The following is a 17,368-nucleotide window of genomic DNA, read 5'->3' on the forward strand; positions in this document are numbered from 1 at the left end:
ATGAAGTTAAAATTTAATTCAGAATTAGATTACCAAATAGAAGCTATAAGCTCAATTGTTAATATATTTAAAGGGCAAACTCAATGCCAATCAAACTTTACAGTAGTAGCTGGAGTTGATGAAAGTGGGACTGAGGGAAAATTAGTTACCAACTTAGGTATAGGAAATAAGCTAGAACTTGATGAAGAGGATATATTAAAAAATGTTAGAGATATTCAATTAAAAAATGGATTACCACCATCTAAAATAATAAAACCTGGTGAATATGATTTTGATATAGAAATGGAAACTGGTACTGGTAAGACATATGTATTCTTAAGAACTATATTTGAATTAAATAAACAATATGGATTTACAAAGTTTATTATAGTAGTTCCATCAGTTGCAATAAAAGAGGGGATTGTTAAATCAATAGACATAATGACAGAACACTTTAAAGAATTATATGATAATGTAATCTTTAAAAGCTCTGAATATAAGTCAAAGAACTTAGATATACTTAGAGATTTTGCTATAAGTGATAATATAAGAATAATGGTTATGACAGTACAAGCCTTTAACAAGGATACTAATGTTATAAATAAAGAACATGAAAAAACAAATGGATTAAAACCGTTACAATTTATACAAGAAACTAATCCAATTGTTATCATAGATGAGCCTCAAAGTGCAGCTAGTACTGATAAGGCTATTGCTGCAATAAATTCATTAAATCCATTATGTACTTTAAGATACTCAGCTACACATAGAAAAATAAATAACTTAATGTTCAAGCTAGATGCTATAGATGCTTATGAAAGACAATTAGTTAAACAAATAGAAGTAGCAAGTGTAATATCAAAGGAAAATAATAATGATGCTTATATAAAACTTATAAGTGTAGATAATAAAAAATCACCTATAAGTGCTAAAATAGAAATAGACGTTAATAAAAAGGGAAAGATAAAAAGAGAAGTAGTTACAGTTAAGGTTTCAGATTGTTTAGGAGACTTTTATAGTGGTAGAGAACTATATAAAGATTATATAGTTAGTGAAATATCTTGCAAGGAAGGAAATGAATTTATTTCATTTTCAACTAAACCATCTTTGAAATTAGGTGAAGTTAGAGGGGAGATAGATAATGATACTATTAAAAAGCTTCAAATAAGAAAGACCATAGAAGAGCATCTTGATAAAGAGTTAAGATTAACATCTGAAGGAATAAAAGTTTTAAGCTTATTCTTTATAGATAAAGTAGCAAACTATAGATATTATGACAGTGAAGGTAGACCACAGAAAGGTAAATATGCAATTTGGTTTGAAGAAGCTTATAAAGATTTAATAAAACTTCCTAAATATAATACATTGTTTAAAGATATAGATGTTGAAGCTGAAGTAGATAAGGTTCATAATGGATACTTTTCTCAAGATAAAAAAGGACATTTAAAGGATACTAAAGGAGATACTGCTGCTGATGAAGATGTTTATAGTTTAATAATGAAAGACAAAGAAAAGTTATTAAACTTTAATACAAAGCTTAGATTTATATTTTCACATTCAGCTTTAAAAGAAGGATGGGACAATCCTAATGTATTTCAAATTTGTACATTAAGTGAAGCAAAATCAGAAATCAAAAAGAGACAAGAAATAGGTAGAGGATTAAGACTTGCAGTAAATCAGGAGGGTGAAAGAGTATATGGATTTAATGTTAATACTCTTACAGTAATGGCTAATGAAAGCTATGAGGATTTTGCTAAAAAACTTCAATCAGAATATGAAGAAGATGGAACATTAAAATTTGGAGTAGTAGAAAAGCATACATTTGCGAATATTGTAATTAAGAAAGATGGCAAGAACACGTATTTAGAACAAGATAATTCAGAAAAGATATGGAGCTATTTAAAGAAAGAATCACTTATTGATACTAAAGGGAAAGTAACAGATAGTCTCAGAACGCAATTAAAGAATAATACTTTTGAGTTACCAGATGAATTTAAAGAAGTTAAAGAGCCAGTAGTTAAAATATTAAAGAAATTAGCTGGAAGTTTAAATATAAAAAATGCTAATGAGAAAAAAGCTGTAACATTAAATAAACAAAGATACTTAAGTCCAGAATTTAAGGAGTTATGGAATAGAATAAAATATAAGACCACATTCTCTGTAGAATTTGATAGTAATGAACTTATTGAAAGTTGTGTTAAAGAAATTAAAGAAAATGTAGATATAAGAGAAATCAAACATTTATATAGTAAAGCTATTATTGATTATGAAAAATCAGGAATAGAGGCTAAAGAAATAGATAGATATAGTGAAGGCTCTGTGCCAGTTAAGTTTAACTTACCAGACATAATAACTTATCTTCAAAATGAAACTCAACTTACTAGAAGAACTATAGTTGAAATATTAAAACAAAGTGATAAGATGCAGGACTTTAAAAATAATCCTCAAAAGTTCATGGATGAAGTAAGAGATATTATTAAAAGAAAGATGAAGTATCTTATTGTTGATGGTATTAAATATGAAAAGCTTGGTAATGATGAGTATTATGCTCAAGAGCTATTTGAAAATGAAGAGTTATATGGTTACTTATCTAAAAATATGTTAGAAAGTACTAAGTCTGTGTATGATTATGTTGTATATGATTCAGGAGTTGAATCAGATTTTGCTCAAGCAATGGAGAATAATGCAAGGGTTAAAGTATATGCTAAGTTACCAGGGTGGTTTACTATAGATACTCCTCTTGGAACTTATAATCCTGACTGGGCTGTATTTATTGAAAAGAATAATGAAGAGAAGCTTTACTTTGTATTTGAAACTAAAGGGAGTATATTGTCAGAAGATATAAGAGAACGTGAACAAGCTAAAATTGACTGTGGGATAAAGCATTTTGAGGCTTTAGATACTGGAGTGGACTTTGTTAAGGTTGATAAATTTGATAGAGTATTAGATACAATTTAAGAGTTTAAAGAGAGGGATTATTTATGGCAGATATTAAATATGAAATAGAAAAAGAAATAGGTGTTATTTCTGAATCAGCTAAGGGATGGACAAAAGAATTAAATCTTATTAGTTGGAATGGTAAGAAAGCTAAGTATGATTTAAGAGATTGGGCACCAGAGCGTGAAAATATGGGGAAGGGAATTACTTTAAGTAAAGAAGAGTTAAAGTTATTAAGAGAATTATTAAATAGTATGGAACTATAATCGGATAAGAAAGTAGAGCTTTGGTGAAAATACTGAGGCTCTATATTTTTTAGTATTCTGTTAATTTAGATAAAAAATATTAAAAGTTATTGTTTTTTTGTAAGATTAAAATTTTTCTGATAGAATATCAAGATTTTGAAACTTAATAACTCCAAAATGGAGGGTTAGGTTGCAAAACAACATATTTTAGAATAGGAGAATAATTAAAATGGTAGTTAGAAGAGGAAGTATTTTTAATGTTAAGTTAGGAACAAAAATAGGGAGTGTTCAAGCTGGTATTAGACCAGTACTTATTATTCAAAATGATACTGGTAATAAATATAGTACTACAACTGTAGGTATACCTATTACAAGCAAAAGGTCAAAAAGGAATTTGCCAACTCATAAAGTATTAAAGAATTATGGGAAATTAATAGATGAATCAACGGTGCTAGCTGAGCAGATATGTACAATCGATAAATCTCAAATAATTAATTACATATGCGATATTAGAGAAGAGGATTTACAAGATATAAATAAGAAAATAGCTATTAGTTTAGCTTTAGAAAATTAATTAGAAGTTTTAGGTGCTATAGGAGAACAACCTATAGCATTTCTTATGCTAAAAAAATTTAAAAAGTATAAAAAAATAAAAAGGAGTTTCTTTTAACTGATATAATCTTATGCTATATAAAATTTAAGGTTAAAGGAGAGAACATTATATGATAAATGTTACAGTTGATTTAGGAAATTATAGTATAAAATATGCAGGACAAAATGTAGGTAGTTTTAGTTCTAGGATTAGTACACAGTTTAATCCAAACCCAGAAGCTTATGATAGAATTCAAATAGAAAATGAAATAACTTATATAGGTGTCGGGGAGTATGATAGGCAGTTCTCAAAAATTGATAAAAATTATTTACCATCTTTATTATTTGCTATAACGCAAGCAACGAATGAGAGTGATATAAACTTATGCTTATTATTACCATTAGTACAAATGAATAATAGTAGTAAATTTATAAATAGGCTAAAAAATAGTAGTTTCAACTTTTTAGTAAATGGTATTCCGAGAACAATAAATATTAATAAGGTAGTAGTTCTTGGTGAAGGATTTATTTCGCAGTATATGATAGAAAATAATAAAGATGACATTCTTATTTGTGATATTGGGAGTAGAACTATTAATTATGTAACAATAGTAAATGGAAAGACAGAATATAATTATACAGAAAGATTAGGAGTCTTAGATTTATATGCAAATATAAAGGATATTGAGAATTCTAAGGGGGAAGATTTTGTAGAGGAGGATATAGAAAGACTTATTAGGAATGGCAGAATAGTCGTTGATAGTAGAGTATATTTAGATTTTTTAAAGCTTATATTGAATAGAATACAAGCAAAAGTTAATATAAAAAATTATAAAGTATATTTTACTGGTGGAGGTTCTTTACTGTTAAAAGATTATATCGAAACAAATACTCCAGCTAAAGTTTTAGAAAATGCACAGTTCTCTAATGTACTTGGAGCACATAAGGTTGCTGAAATCGGTTGGAGAGGAGCTAATCAATAATATATGAGCAAAAGATTTTATATAACATTAAATCCTCAAAAAGATAAAGATAAAATTATATTAGACTATTTAAGTTCTACATATAATGAATCAGAAACTATAAAGAGTTTATTATATAAGGTTGCAACTGGTGGAGGCAATACGGTGCAATTAGATGATAGAATAAGTGGGATTATAGCTGTAAATGAGGAGAAAACTATTGCAAATAGTACCGAAAAGGTAATTAAAGATGAAAAATTAAATAATAATCAAATTATTATTGATGAAGAGATTATGGGATTCTTTAAATAAATAATAAAGTTTTAAGCTGCAATTTGCAGCTTTTTTAATACATAACATTAAAAGTTAATTCTTGATGAAGGAAAAATTAATAACTCTATTAATCATTATTATATAGATTAATAAAAAGTTTAGAAGTGCAATCATAAAATCTTTTTAATTAGGAGGAATTTTATAATGAATGAATTAATAGAAATTAATAAAAATCTTATGTTTGAGGTATGCTTAGCTTTAGATGTTTTTGAAGAAGATACTAAAGTTATTGTATTTAAAGAATGGAGAGATAAATCAATACTATTTGTTACAGATTTTTTAATGAAACATGAAATTACGTTTGAAGATATGGAAAACTTCTTTTATTTAGAAAAGTATGAATTTATTAAAGTATCTACATTATATGAGTTATTAGAAGAGCTTGTAGAAGAGCATCAAGGATTATTAGATATTGTTAGTTAATATAAAAAGCGAACTTCAATTTTGAGGTTCGTTTTTTAGTAAGCTTATTTTTTATGACCAATAAAAAAATAAAGTGATTATCAGTAAAGATGCTCACTTTATTACACTAAGTATAGCTTTATATATCATAAATTTTAATGGGGGAAAGGTTATGGTGTTGAATACATATACATGCCTCTTCAAGGGCAATATTAAAATAATATATGAAATCATATGAAAATGTATCAATTAAGGTTAAATTACAATGCTTCTTCCCAGGTAATATATCTATTGTACAGTTATGACTATAGCGATAATTACTTGATTCATGAGTAAAAACATATCTTTCAAAATTTAATAATTGAGATTTTATTTCGTCAATATCGGTACTATGGATGGTATTAAAATTTTTACAAGTTGTCATATCAATCACTCCTTTCTTTATTTAAATTACTTCAATATATACTCTATAAGATGGATGATTTCTATTTTTTATAGGTTTAGATATAGTAAGTATTTTAAATGCTTTTTGTATTTTAGATATAGCGGATATATACTCCTCTTCATTAATATATTGAATTCTTAATTTAATCATAATTAAATCCTCCTAGATAAGTATTTATATAATTAATATACAAATAAAAATAAAAAATCCTTTTAATATGGTGTTATAATGTTTGTATAAACAAAAAAATACATAAGGAGTATAAAATGTATAAAATATCAACAGTTGACAAAATGAAATTAGAAAAGTTATTAGATATGAAAGATGGATATGTATTAGATTTTACAAATAGTGAATTTGAGAGATTTATATTGGATAATGTAGGAATAAATATATATGATGATTACTATTGTGAGCGTGGTAATTCAAAAGCTAATAGACTAAGAGTATTTTGGAATAAAGAGTCAAATTGGGTTGTGAAAAAATTATTATTAAGCTTATTTGAATATATACAATTTAAAGACTCCTTAATTGGAAAAGTAAATAAAGAGTTACTGAATGAATGCTATAAAATAGCAGAAAAATTAGGTGAAGATAATATAACTATTAATAATTTAGATTCTATTAATGATGAGAATTTTGATACGTTATCTTTAGCAATTGCAGATTCAATAATGTCTGGATTACCCGTTTTGGCATTAGATAGACTTCATACATATATGATGCGATATATTAGAAAGTTATGTCTAAAACATGATATAGAGTATTCAAATAATGAATCATTAAGCAGTTGTTATGGTAAATATATAAAAAAAATTTATGCAGATGGACTAATTGAAAGTGAAATGACAAAAACAATCTTAAATGCTGAGAGAGCTATTTTAGATAAGTTTAATTATGTTAGAAATAATGAAAGTTTTGCTCATGACAATGAGGTATTAAATAGTAAAGAGAGTATGTTTATATATAAAAGTATAGTTAATATAATTAATTTTATTAATGGTATTGAAGAGTATAATATTTAAATAAATATAAATTAAATTTAGAATTATGGGAGAAATATAATGAAATTTTTTGATATAGAGAGACCAAATCCACCGAAAGATAGTAGTAAAATTTTTTCATTTGATATTCCACCTCTAAAAAGATTAGAACTTATGGATGATACTGAATTTGAAGAAATCATATTAGAGTGGGCATATTTTTATTTAAGCAACAAATACAAAAAGGTGAAAAGATTTGGTGGGGCAGGAGACATGGGTAGAGATATAGTCGGATATTATGATAATGGAGATATTGATATATATCAGTGTAAGCATTATAAAAATCAGTTGACGCCTAGTGAGTTTTGGATAGAATTTGGAAAATTATGTTACTATACATACAAGAATAAATACAAAGTACCTAAAAAATACTATATAGCAACTACGAAGGGTATAGGACCTGCTTTATCTAATTTAATAGATAATCCTAAATCAATAGCAAATGAATTAATTAAAAATTGGCAAGGATATTGTATGAACAAAATAACAAAGGATGAAGAAATACAATTAGATGAAGATTTTATAAAATATATAAATACATTTGATTTTTCTATTGTTGAAGAGTTGGAGCCAATAAAATTTTTAGATGAATATAGTACTACAAAGTGGTACAAGTATAGATTTGGAGGAGGGTTACCAAAAAGAAAATTACTTAAGGAGATAGATGTATCTATAAATGAAGAGGAAAAAGATATGAGATATATCATTCAATTAATAGATGTATATAGAGAAAAAACAAACAATGTAGTTTTTGATTTAGATAGCATTAGTAATAGTAGTGCATGTAAAGAACATTTATATAGACAAAGGCTAGCTTTTCATTCAGCACAAGCATTGAAAGTATTTACAAGGGATGAATTGATAGATATTGAACCGTATGAAGAAGCTAAAGAACAAATATATCTGTGTATTGCAGATATTATATTTGATGAATATGAGAGTTCTTTTAAAAGAGTATCTGAAACAATAAAATATTTAAATACAGTTCCATTAGAAATAAATCCATTGGGAAATATACAACCAACTGAAAAATGCGGAATATGTCATGAATTAGTAAATGATGAAAGGATATTTTGGGTAATAAAAGATGAATAATAAAAGGATATATAATAATATTTATGAGATAGCTAGTAGGCTTTTAGTGATATTGAATAGATTTGAATGTAGTTTAGATGTTCAACAACTAATATATTATGACTATTTATTAATTTATGCACATGAATTTAGTAGTGAAGGGAAAAATGTACATCCGGCTAATCCAGGTCACAAAAGAGAAGTATATTCTAAAAGAAGAATAATAATGGATGCTTTAAAGTTATTGGTTAGTAAACATTTAATAACAGTAAGTTATAGTAAGGATGGATTTTCATATAAGAAAACTTGTATAACAAATAAATTTTTAGAGTGTTTTCAAAGTGATTACTATAGCCAGTTAAATAAAAATTCAATATTGATTTATAATGAATTTAAGGGAAAATCATTAATTGAATTAGAACAGTATATGAAAAATATATTATCAATAGAAGATGATGAGTATGATAAAGAGGATTTATTTAGGGGTGGATATTTTGAAAGAACATTATAATGGAATATATATAAGAAGTTTAATCCTAGAAAGTGATAGTAAAGAATCAGTAGAAATAAGATTTAAAAAAGGATTGAATATAATATCAGGTAGTTCAAATACGGGTAAAAGTTATATATATGAGTGTATTAATTATGTATTAGGAGGAAGTAAGTCACCAAAGGATATAATAGAAGCTAGAGAATATGGCAGATTTATTTTAGAAATTGAAGGGTATGATGGTATAGTAAACACTATTGTAAGAGAGAGAAAAGGCAAAATAACGAATTATAATTGTGAATATAAAGAAATAAATAATAATATAGGACAAACTTTGTCACAAAAATTTAAAGCTGATAATTCAAAAAATATTTCAACGGTATTAACTAATTTATGTAACATAAATTACTCAAAAGTAATTTCAACGTATACAGGAAAGATAAATAATTTTACATTCAGAGAAATGATTCATTTAAACATGATAGATGAAGAGAGAGTTATAAATACTAAATCAATAGTATATGATAAAAACGGAGGATTTACTAAAGCTAAAAATGAATCAGTATTCAGAATTATTACATCAGGAAAAGATGATTCTGATATAAATTCTAATACAAAAAAGAAGAAAGAAAACACTAATATAGATTTTGCAAGAAAATTTGTTGATGAAATGAAAAAAGAACTAGGTGAAAATTACGTAGAGTCAGATTGTTTAGTAGAATTAAATGAAATAGATAATAGAATAAAGTTTACTAAAAAGGAAATTGAAGATTATAATAAAAAAATAAATGACTTAAAATATAAAATACAAGAAAAGAGTTCTGAAGAAGAAGTAATAGAAAAAAAGAAAGCATATATAGAAGAAACTATAAAAAGATTCAAATTATTAAAGAAAAATCATGAATTTGATATAGAACGATTAGATTTTATAGATGAATCTAAATTTTACTTAGAACAACTTGAAAATTTAGAATGTCCGATATGTGGAAATGAAAGAATAGAAATATATAATGATAGTAATTTTACTGAAGCTTTGATAGCTGAAAAGCGAAAGTTATTATCACAAATTAATGATTTAGAATTTACTATATTTGAGAGTGAACTTCAAAGAGAAATTTATGAAAAGGAACTCATTAATATTAAAGAAAGAATTATTGAAGAAAATGATAATATAGAAAATTCTATAAAAAATGGTTTGAATATTAAAATAGAATTATTAGAAAGATTAATGGAGTCAAAGCAGAAGTTAATTTTAAAATATCAACTTAATAATAAAGTAAAATCATTAACAAAATTAATAAACGATAATAAATCAGATTCAGAAAATTCAAATAATAACTATAAGAGAAGAATTGAAAGTAAAGTAATCCAAGAAATAATTGATATAGCGAAGAATATTTTACTTGATAGTAAAGTTTTTGATAATGTAGACATATCATTTAACTATAGCATGATGGATTTGACAATTAATAATGCTGATAAGGAGACCTATGGTAAAGGTTATAGAGCACTAATTAACTCGGCATTTTGTATAGCTATAAATAAATATATGAATAATAAAAGGCTACCTAATCTAGGATTTGTTATTATTGATTCTCCATTAACTGCATTTAAAGATAAAGAAAACAAAGAAAAGATTAATGAAGAGGTAAAAGTGGAATTCTATAATACTCTAAATAGTATTAGAGATATTCAAATAATTATTATAGAGAATCAAGAACCACCAGTAGAGTTAGAAGATAAAATTGTACATCATCATTTTAGTGGAAATGATTCAATTGATAGAAAAGGATTTATTATGTAGGATATTTTAAATGAAGATAATTTCAAATATGTAACTTTTAATTATAAAGTTAATGAAAATAATATAAAATGGTTTGAAGAATTTATTAATAGAATGACTTGAAGAAAATGAGTAGTATTATAGAAAGATAATTTTAATGAGAGGATTTATAAGGTAATGAATATAAATAAAAAATTCAGAAAAATAGTTATTAATTTAAAACGTAATTATAACGGTGTATCACTCAAAAAATGCAATGATAATTATGTAGGTTTTTTTGAATATGAAAATGGTATAGTTAAAGAAAAGTTATGGTTTTGTAAGCATTTAAGAAATATTAATAAAGATAAAGTTAAAATAACAAAAGCTAATTTAGTTAATATCAAAAATCAATATGAAAAAATAATAGTAATAGTATTAGAAAGTCCTCATATAGATGAATTTAATAAAAATAAATTTAGTGTTGCACCAGCACCAGCTTTGGGAAGTACTGGATGTAAACTTGATAAATATTTTTGTGAAGTTATTAATGAGTGTTTTAAGAAATATGATATTGAAAAAGGAAAATATCATGTGATTTTATCTAACGCAATACAATATCAATGTAGTTTAGGAACCGATACAGAAGTATTTAGAGATAGAGTATGGTTAAAATTATGGCTTTCAAGAAATTTAAAAAGTGAGTTTATTAAGAGGTTACAAATATATGAACCAGATATTATTGTTAATCTTTGTACTAAGGGGTCACATGAAAAAGATTCATTATCTCTTGGGCAGAAGAGTATAAATAATATATATTTAAAGAGTATTTGTGATAAGAAAAGGGCATATGAAAAAATTGAAAAAATAAAAAATACGACTCTTCGAAAATTAACACAAAAAGCGATAAATAAGTATAGTGAAAATAGAAAAATAAAATGTTTTTATGGTAATCATCCATCAAGCTGGTTTAATAAAAGAAATAGATGGATAAAAAGAGTTTAAATGTTTAAAATCACACTACATCTTAATTAACTTTTTGTCTACACACTGAACTCTGCACACGCTGAGACTGTTGTTAGGCTGATTAAGAAATAGGTATTTGATACTTAACTAAGATAAAAAATGATTTATAATGACCCAAAAAGTGAACAAATAAATGAAGGAGTCCGGTAATCTATAATAGATTTTCGGACTTTAATCATTTTTTATTTATAAACTTATAATATTGAACAGTATTCATAATTATATTTATATAAATTTATGTAAAAATAATGTCGAACGAAAATTATGTCAATGTAGTTCTTTTTTATAGACATAACATTTAAAATGGTATATCTTATATAAAGACAACAATTAATGACAAAAATCTTTTGAAATAGACATTAGGAATGACATAACTTAAAGACTGTATTATACAGTCTTTTTTTACGAGTTATAAAAAGAGAGGTGGATATTAATGGATAAAAAATACTCGGAGAAAATATTAGAAATGTTATTTGACACAATACCAGATTATATTTTTTATAAGGATTTAGACGGTAGAATTATTTATTGTAATAAAAGTTATGCAGAGAATTTTATAGGTAAGCCTAGGAATGATATTTATGGAAGAACATATGAGGAATTAAATATATTACAGCCATATTTTAATATTGGAATAGTAAGGGATAGAGAGATAATAGAAAAGGCCACACCATTAAAATATGAGCAAATTATATCAAAAGATAATGAAAAATATACACTTCAAGTAAGTAAATATCCTATATTTGATGAAAATAAAAAACTTAATGGTATTTTAGGGATAATAAAAGTAATTTCTTATAGAGATGAACTAAGTAAATTAAGAGAAGGCTTTTTTTCTAATGTTAGTCATGAATTTAGAACACCAATAAATATGATAATTTCATCTATACAGTTGTTAGAACAAAGATGCAAGTCTTGTAAGTTAGGTAGTTGTAGAGATTGCTTTATAAAAGATATTCAGAGAATAAATATTAATACTTTAAGAATACTTAAAATATCAAATAACTTTATTGATTTGACTAATATACAATCTGGAAATATGGAATATAATCCTCAAAATTATGATATTGTAAATACTATTGAATCAATATGTGAGGATGTAAATGAATATAAGAAATTTAAAAATATAGATATCATATTTGATACAGAAATAGAAGAAAAGATAGTTAGTTTTGATAAAATGAAATTAGAAAGAGTGATATTAAATTTAATATCAAATGCTATAAAATTTAATTATATTAATGGAAAGGTTACTGTAAGCATATCTTTAGATGATGAATATATTAAAATTTCAGTAAAAGATACTGGGATTGGAATTTCGGAAAGTGATATAGATTTGATTTTTAATGGATTTTCAAATGTAGAGGATAGGTTTACTAAGGTTTGCGAAGGGTGTGGTGTTGGATTAGCCTTGACTAAATACTTAGTTGAAATGCATCAAGGAACAATTAATGTTATAAGTAAATTAGGAAAAGGTAGTGAATTTATAGTAAGTATACCTAATATAGTAAATGAAAATGATAATATAGATACTTTGTCTAATAAAGTGTATGATAGTCGGATAGAACGTATAAAAATGGAGTTTTCTGATATATATGAGTAAAGTTTATTCGTTAGCAATTGTATAAAAAATATATTGGTTGGGATTTAAAATATTATGTATATTGGTGGAAAAATTGAAACAAAATATCAGCATGAAGGATTGTTTGATTATGGTATTCATATTCTCAATTATATTATTTTCTAAATAAATTATAGAAGATAAATTAGAATCAAAATGTTTATTCAAACATAGTTTATATAATATAAAAAAATTAAATATAGATTATATTTTACAAATTGAAATACTTATAATTAGTAAATAATATCAATTTGTATACCAATGAAAAAAACTGTAACCTATAACAGCCTTTATCATTGGTATTTTAACAAATTGAAAGTGTGAATTCGTATCTTTTAGAGTAAAAATTAATCTTTTATTTCTAGAAGTTTTAGTTCTATCATTCCCTCAATTTTAAATTGTTCTTTCTTTGGCAATTTTCTAAGATTTTCAATAAGCTTAATCTCATCAGATGATAAAATCAATTTATCATCATTTAAGTCTAATAACCAATCTACAGTTACACCAAAATATAAAGCAAGTTTTTTTAATATTTCTATGCTGGGTTCTCGTTGATTCTTTTCATATTTATGAAGATTTTCAAATTGAAGTAAATTCATTAACTTACGTTGACTAATACCTTCTCTATTTCTTAAATAAGCGAGTTTTTCTCCTAAACTTTCCATTAATAACACCTCTCTCTATAAAGTCATTTTGGCCATTAAAAATAAAAAATATTTAATTATGAAGTCTTGAGGACTGCAAAGTCGTTGACACAGGGTCTTTTTGACTTTAAAATATATATTAATAAGGGAAGTCCATATATATTTAAGGTCAATTTTAATTTTATCACAATAAATTTTAACATAATACTTAGAAATACTTTAAATTAGAGGGGTGAGTATTATAGATACATCTAAATATGAATTTGGGATTATAGTAAAAAAGAGATTAGTAGAGCTAAAAATGACACAGAGACAATTAGCAAAAAATATTGGTATGAATGAAAATTATTTGACTGATATATTAGCAGGAAGAAAAAGTGGAACTAAATATAGAGATAGTATTATAAAAGAAATAGATTTAGATAAAAAATAATTTTTATAATAAGGATTTATTTATATATAATTTAATAATAATTTTATATATGACTTTATAAAGATATATGGATAATAGTTATATGAAGTTATATATAAGCTTAAAAATTAAAGTTTAAGAGAAAAATCATAAGATTTTATAAAAGAATATATAATTGTTATATTGTATAGGGCTGTATCATAATAAATTTTATATTAGCCCATAAAAAAGAGTATTCATAAAAAGTTTTATTAATTCAACTGATGTTGTTTATGTTAGGAGCGCTAACTGAATTAATAATATTTATAGTAAGATAAGTTTGAAAAAATCTAATTTCTAAATTATTTAGAAATTAGATTTTTTTTGTAGTAATAACTATTGACTCTATAGTAACTATAGACTTTATTATGATTAGAGAAACAAAATATGGAGGGAAAATCATGATAAAAGAATTTTTAAAATATGCAGTTCCTTCAGCCTTAGCCATGTTTGTTTCATCACTATATACAATAATTGATGGAATTTTTGTTGCACAAGGGGTTGGAGATTCTGCTTTAGCAGCAGTTAATATAGTTATGCCTTTTACTATAATGTTATTTGGAATTGCTACTATGTTTGCAGTTGGCGGTGGAGATCTTGTGTCTAAAAATATAGGAAGTAATAATAAAGAAAAGGCAGTAGAGATATTTAGACAGGTATTTAAGTTCTTATTAATTTTAAGTATAGGTATAAGTTTAATATCTGTAATATTTTCAAAAAATATAGTAAAACTATTAGGGGCTACAGATAGCTTAATTCCATTAGCTTCAACTTATTTAAGATATTATAGTTTATTTTGTATTCCTAATTTAATTGGAATTGCTTTAAATAGTTTTGTTAGAAATGATAGTAGACCAAAGCTGGCAATGATAGCAACTTTATCAGGAGCTATAATTAATATAATTTTAGATTATATATTTATATTTCCATTAGGTCTTGGAATAAAAGGTGCAGCAATTGCAACAGGGCTTGGACAATTAGTAACTATAGGTATACTATTACCTCACTTCATAATGAAAAAGGGTATATTAACTTTTGGAAATGTTAAATTAGAAAAGAAAATAATAAAGAAGTTTATAAATATAGGCTTTCCATCTTTCTTTGCAGAAGTAAGTTTTTCTATAATAATATTCTTTATGAATTTAGCATTAGTTAATTATGGTGGAGAAACTTCTTTATCAGCATTTGCGATAATTAACTATATAACAACTAATATTTATATGGTATTACTAGGATTATCTATTGGGGTCCAACCATTATTAAGCTATAACTATGGTGCAAGAGAATCAAAGAAAATGCTAGAGTTTTATTCTATAACAATAAAAGCTGTAATTATAATAAATATAGTATTTATTGCTATATGTTTTATATTTGGTAAAGGAATGATATCAATATTTACTTTGGATTCTAGAATAGTTGATATTGCATATATAGGTTTAATTTTATCAACATTTGGATATTTTATGGTAGGATTTAATTTAACAAGTACAGTTTATTATCAAGCAATAAATATGCCTAGAATTTCAAATATTTTCTGCTTAAGTAGAAGTCTAATATTACTTCCTATATCATTATTCATTTTATCGAAGCTATTTGGTATTAATGGTATATGGATCACATTATTTGTTTCAGAATTAATAACATTTATAATATTAAGATATTCTATTAATATTAATGCTTATACTATAAAAGCTATTGAAAATGTAATTAACTTAGGAGATTTTTAGTATGGAAACTTATTTTTCTGTTGGGGAAATATCTAAATTAACTAATGTTCCAATTCAAACATTAAGATATTATGACAAAATGGGACTACTTAAACCAGCATATATTAATAAGCAAAATAATTATAGGTATTATTCAATAAATCAATTTATAAAGATTGATTTATTGAAGCAATGCAAGCTTATAGGACTATCATTAAAAGAAATAGAAGAATTATTAAAGGATGAAATAACTTCTGATTCTATGATTAAAATAATTGATAAACAGAGAAAAATATTAGATGAAAAAATTAAGGAAATGGAATCTGTTAAATCATATATTAATTTTTTAGAAGGTAGAATAGAGGAAAGTAAAAAAGTAAGCGAAAATGAAATATTCATTAAAGAAAATAATGAAAGAGTAGTTAGAAAATATAACTGTGAAATAAAAAATCAAAAGGATTTAGAGCTTAATTTAAGAAGAGTTTTGCTTGATGCAGAAAAAGATAATTGTATAATGAATTATGAAATAGCATTTGAAGCTCCATTAGAACTACTAAAAAAAGAAAATAGAACAGAGTATACCGCAATAATGCTTTATAATAATGAAAAGTTTGAAAGTAATACGAAGAATGTTATATTGCCAAGTGGTAAGTATCTTACAATGTATTATGATGATAGAAATGAAAATAGTTTTAAATATTATAAAAAGATGTTGGATTATATTGATACAAATAATATAGAAACAATAGGATGCTTTAATGAGTTTTCAATACTAGCAAGAATAAATTCGAAGGAAGCAGAAAAATCTATAGTTCAATTAGAGATACAGATTATATGATATTTATAGGAGTAATCGCTTAGAATAATAGCGGTTACTCCTATTTATATTATAAATAAAAAATATCTACTTCGATGTAGTATCTATTTTATTTATATTATTAATTATATTAACAAGCTCTATTGGTGATTCAGGCATATCATTTTCTAACCATGCTTGAATAATTGAAATACATCCACCAACAGAATATCTTATAAAATAATTCATATTAGACTTAATAAATTCATTTGAATTCATACATATCTTTTCAAAATCAGCCATACTAGCTACAGATAATATTCTTTCTAAAATTCTATTATCTTTTTGTCTACAAAATAGAATTTTACATAAAGCTTTATTTTCAGAAATCAATTCAAGAACTCGAGGTAATAGTGAATTAATGTATTCCTCCGCAGGAGTTTCACCTATAAATTCTATAATTTGATTAAATAGTTCATCTTCTATAGATTCAAGCAAATCAAAGGCATCTTTATAGTGAGTATAAAAAGTACCCCTATTAATATCTGCTTTTTTACATATATCAGTTACCGTGATTTGATGAATATCTTTATCTTGTAATAAGTCTATTAAACTATCTCTAATAACTTTTTTAGTATATATAATTCTACGATTTCCTTTAACACCGGCCATATTTAATCTCCTTTATATAAATTTTAGATAATTTAATTGATAATGTTATTTAATAAACACATAAATTTAAAGTGTACATTTAATAACGTTATTAAAATATCTGATTATTGTCTATAAGTAGTAAGTTTCATATACTATTTATTGTACTATTAAACATACAATGTGTCTATTTAATAACGCAAGGTAAAA

Annotated in this window: 18 protein-coding genes; 15 read left to right on the top strand and 3 right to left on the bottom strand. The window is 24.7% G+C overall.

Translation table 11 applies throughout. The features are described from left to right. From I4V51_RS00340 to I4V51_RS00365, 6 genes are all read left to right on the top strand, one after another. Nucleotides 1-2,937, top strand: a complete 2,937-nt coding sequence (locus I4V51_RS00340; RefSeq protein ID WP_195986343.1) for a DEAD/DEAH box helicase family protein — start codon at nucleotides 1-3, stop codon at nucleotides 2,935-2,937. A gap of 23 nt (nucleotides 2,938-2,960) precedes the next feature. Continuing rightward, the gene (locus I4V51_RS00345) at nucleotides 2,961-3,182 is read left to right on the top strand and encodes a PC4/YdbC family ssDNA-binding protein (RefSeq protein ID WP_195986344.1); all 222 of its coding nucleotides are present in this window, start codon (nucleotides 2,961-2,963) and stop codon (nucleotides 3,180-3,182) included. Nucleotides 3,183-3,390: 208 nt separating this feature from the next. Next, nucleotides 3,391-3,735 (top strand): type II toxin-antitoxin system PemK/MazF family toxin, encoded by a 345-nt coding sequence (locus I4V51_RS00350; RefSeq protein ID WP_195986345.1) that lies wholly within the window; start codon nucleotides 3,391-3,393, stop codon nucleotides 3,733-3,735. A gap of 148 nt (nucleotides 3,736-3,883) precedes the next feature. Continuing rightward, complete coding sequence (locus tag I4V51_RS00355) at nucleotides 3,884-4,735, top strand: ParM/StbA family protein (protein WP_195986346.1); 852 nt, start codon at nucleotides 3,884-3,886, stop codon at nucleotides 4,733-4,735. Nucleotides 4,736-4,738: 3 nt separating this feature from the next. Further along, on the top strand, nucleotides 4,739-5,026 hold the full coding sequence (locus tag I4V51_RS00360; protein WP_195986347.1) for a hypothetical protein: 288 nt from the start codon (nucleotides 4,739-4,741) through the stop codon (nucleotides 5,024-5,026). Nucleotides 5,027-5,191: 165 nt separating this feature from the next. Beyond that, nucleotides 5,192-5,470 (top strand): hypothetical protein, encoded by a 279-nt coding sequence (locus tag I4V51_RS00365; protein WP_195986348.1) that lies wholly within the window; start codon nucleotides 5,192-5,194, stop codon nucleotides 5,468-5,470. Between the two features lie 424 nt (nucleotides 5,471-5,894). Here I4V51_RS00365 and I4V51_RS00370 read toward each other — a convergent pair whose 3' ends face one another. Continuing rightward, nucleotides 5,895-6,044 carry a hypothetical protein gene (locus I4V51_RS00370; RefSeq protein ID WP_195986349.1) on the bottom strand — a complete coding sequence of 50 codons (150 nt, stop codon included), beginning with the start codon at nucleotides 6,042-6,044 and terminating at the stop codon, nucleotides 5,895-5,897. Between the two features lie 116 nt (nucleotides 6,045-6,160). On the opposite strand from I4V51_RS00370, the gene I4V51_RS00375 reads away from it, so the two are divergent. The 6 genes from I4V51_RS00375 (at nucleotide 6,161) to I4V51_RS00400 (ending at nucleotide 12,892) form a co-directional block, all read left to right on the top strand. Next, the gene (locus I4V51_RS00375; RefSeq protein WP_195986350.1) at nucleotides 6,161-6,919 is read left to right on the top strand and encodes an abortive infection family protein; all 759 of its coding nucleotides are present in this window, start codon (nucleotides 6,161-6,163) and stop codon (nucleotides 6,917-6,919) included. Nucleotides 6,920-6,958: 39 nt separating this feature from the next. Continuing rightward, entirely contained in the window at nucleotides 6,959-8,032 is a 1,074-nt protein-coding gene (locus tag I4V51_RS00380) for an ABC-three component system protein (protein ID WP_195986351.1), read from the top strand. Further along, on the top strand, nucleotides 8,025-8,522 hold the full coding sequence (locus tag I4V51_RS00385; RefSeq protein ID WP_195986352.1) for an ABC-three component system middle component 2: 498 nt from the start codon (nucleotides 8,025-8,027) through the stop codon (nucleotides 8,520-8,522). The genes I4V51_RS00380 and I4V51_RS00385 overlap by 8 nt, the downstream gene beginning before the upstream one ends. Further along, nucleotides 8,506-10,305 carry a hypothetical protein gene (locus I4V51_RS00390; protein WP_195986353.1) on the top strand — a complete coding sequence of 600 codons (1,800 nt, stop codon included), beginning with the start codon at nucleotides 8,506-8,508 and terminating at the stop codon, nucleotides 10,303-10,305. The genes I4V51_RS00385 and I4V51_RS00390 overlap by 17 nt, the downstream gene beginning before the upstream one ends. A gap of 156 nt (nucleotides 10,306-10,461) precedes the next feature. Continuing rightward, entirely contained in the window at nucleotides 10,462-11,268 is an 807-nt protein-coding gene (locus I4V51_RS00395; RefSeq protein ID WP_195986354.1) for a hypothetical protein, read from the top strand. A 454-nt stretch (nucleotides 11,269-11,722) separates the two neighbouring features. After that, a complete protein-coding gene (locus I4V51_RS00400) occupies nucleotides 11,723-12,892 on the top strand; it encodes a PAS domain-containing sensor histidine kinase (protein WP_195986355.1) in 1,170 nt (389 codons plus the stop codon). A 365-nt stretch (nucleotides 12,893-13,257) separates the two neighbouring features. Here I4V51_RS00400 and I4V51_RS00405 read toward each other — a convergent pair whose 3' ends face one another. Further along, nucleotides 13,258-13,575, bottom strand: a complete 318-nt coding sequence (locus I4V51_RS00405; RefSeq protein ID WP_195986356.1) for a helix-turn-helix transcriptional regulator — start codon at nucleotides 13,573-13,575, stop codon at nucleotides 13,258-13,260. 211 nt (nucleotides 13,576-13,786) lie between these two features. On the opposite strand from I4V51_RS00405, the gene I4V51_RS00410 reads away from it, so the two are divergent. From I4V51_RS00410 to I4V51_RS00420, 3 genes are all read left to right on the top strand, one after another. Continuing rightward, complete coding sequence (locus I4V51_RS00410; protein ID WP_347708638.1) at nucleotides 13,787-13,987, top strand: helix-turn-helix transcriptional regulator; 201 nt, start codon at nucleotides 13,787-13,789, stop codon at nucleotides 13,985-13,987. Between the two features lie 419 nt (nucleotides 13,988-14,406). Continuing rightward, on the top strand, nucleotides 14,407-15,732 hold the full coding sequence (locus I4V51_RS00415) for an MATE family efflux transporter (RefSeq protein WP_195986357.1): 1,326 nt from the start codon (nucleotides 14,407-14,409) through the stop codon (nucleotides 15,730-15,732). 1 nt (nucleotide 15,733) lies between these two features. Next, entirely contained in the window at nucleotides 15,734-16,549 is an 816-nt protein-coding gene (locus I4V51_RS00420; protein ID WP_195986358.1) for a helix-turn-helix domain-containing protein, read from the top strand. Nucleotides 16,550-16,615: 66 nt separating this feature from the next. Here the strand turns inward: I4V51_RS00420 and I4V51_RS00425 are convergent, their stop codons facing one another. Beyond that, on the bottom strand, nucleotides 16,616-17,179 hold the full coding sequence (locus I4V51_RS00425; protein WP_195986359.1) for a TetR/AcrR family transcriptional regulator: 564 nt from the start codon (nucleotides 17,177-17,179) through the stop codon (nucleotides 16,616-16,618). Nucleotides 17,180-17,368: the final 189 nt, after the last annotated feature.

It is taken from the genome of Clostridium sp. D53t1_180928_C8 (assembly GCF_015667795.1).
Taxonomy (GTDB): domain Bacteria; phylum Bacillota; class Clostridia; order Clostridiales; family Clostridiaceae; genus Clostridium.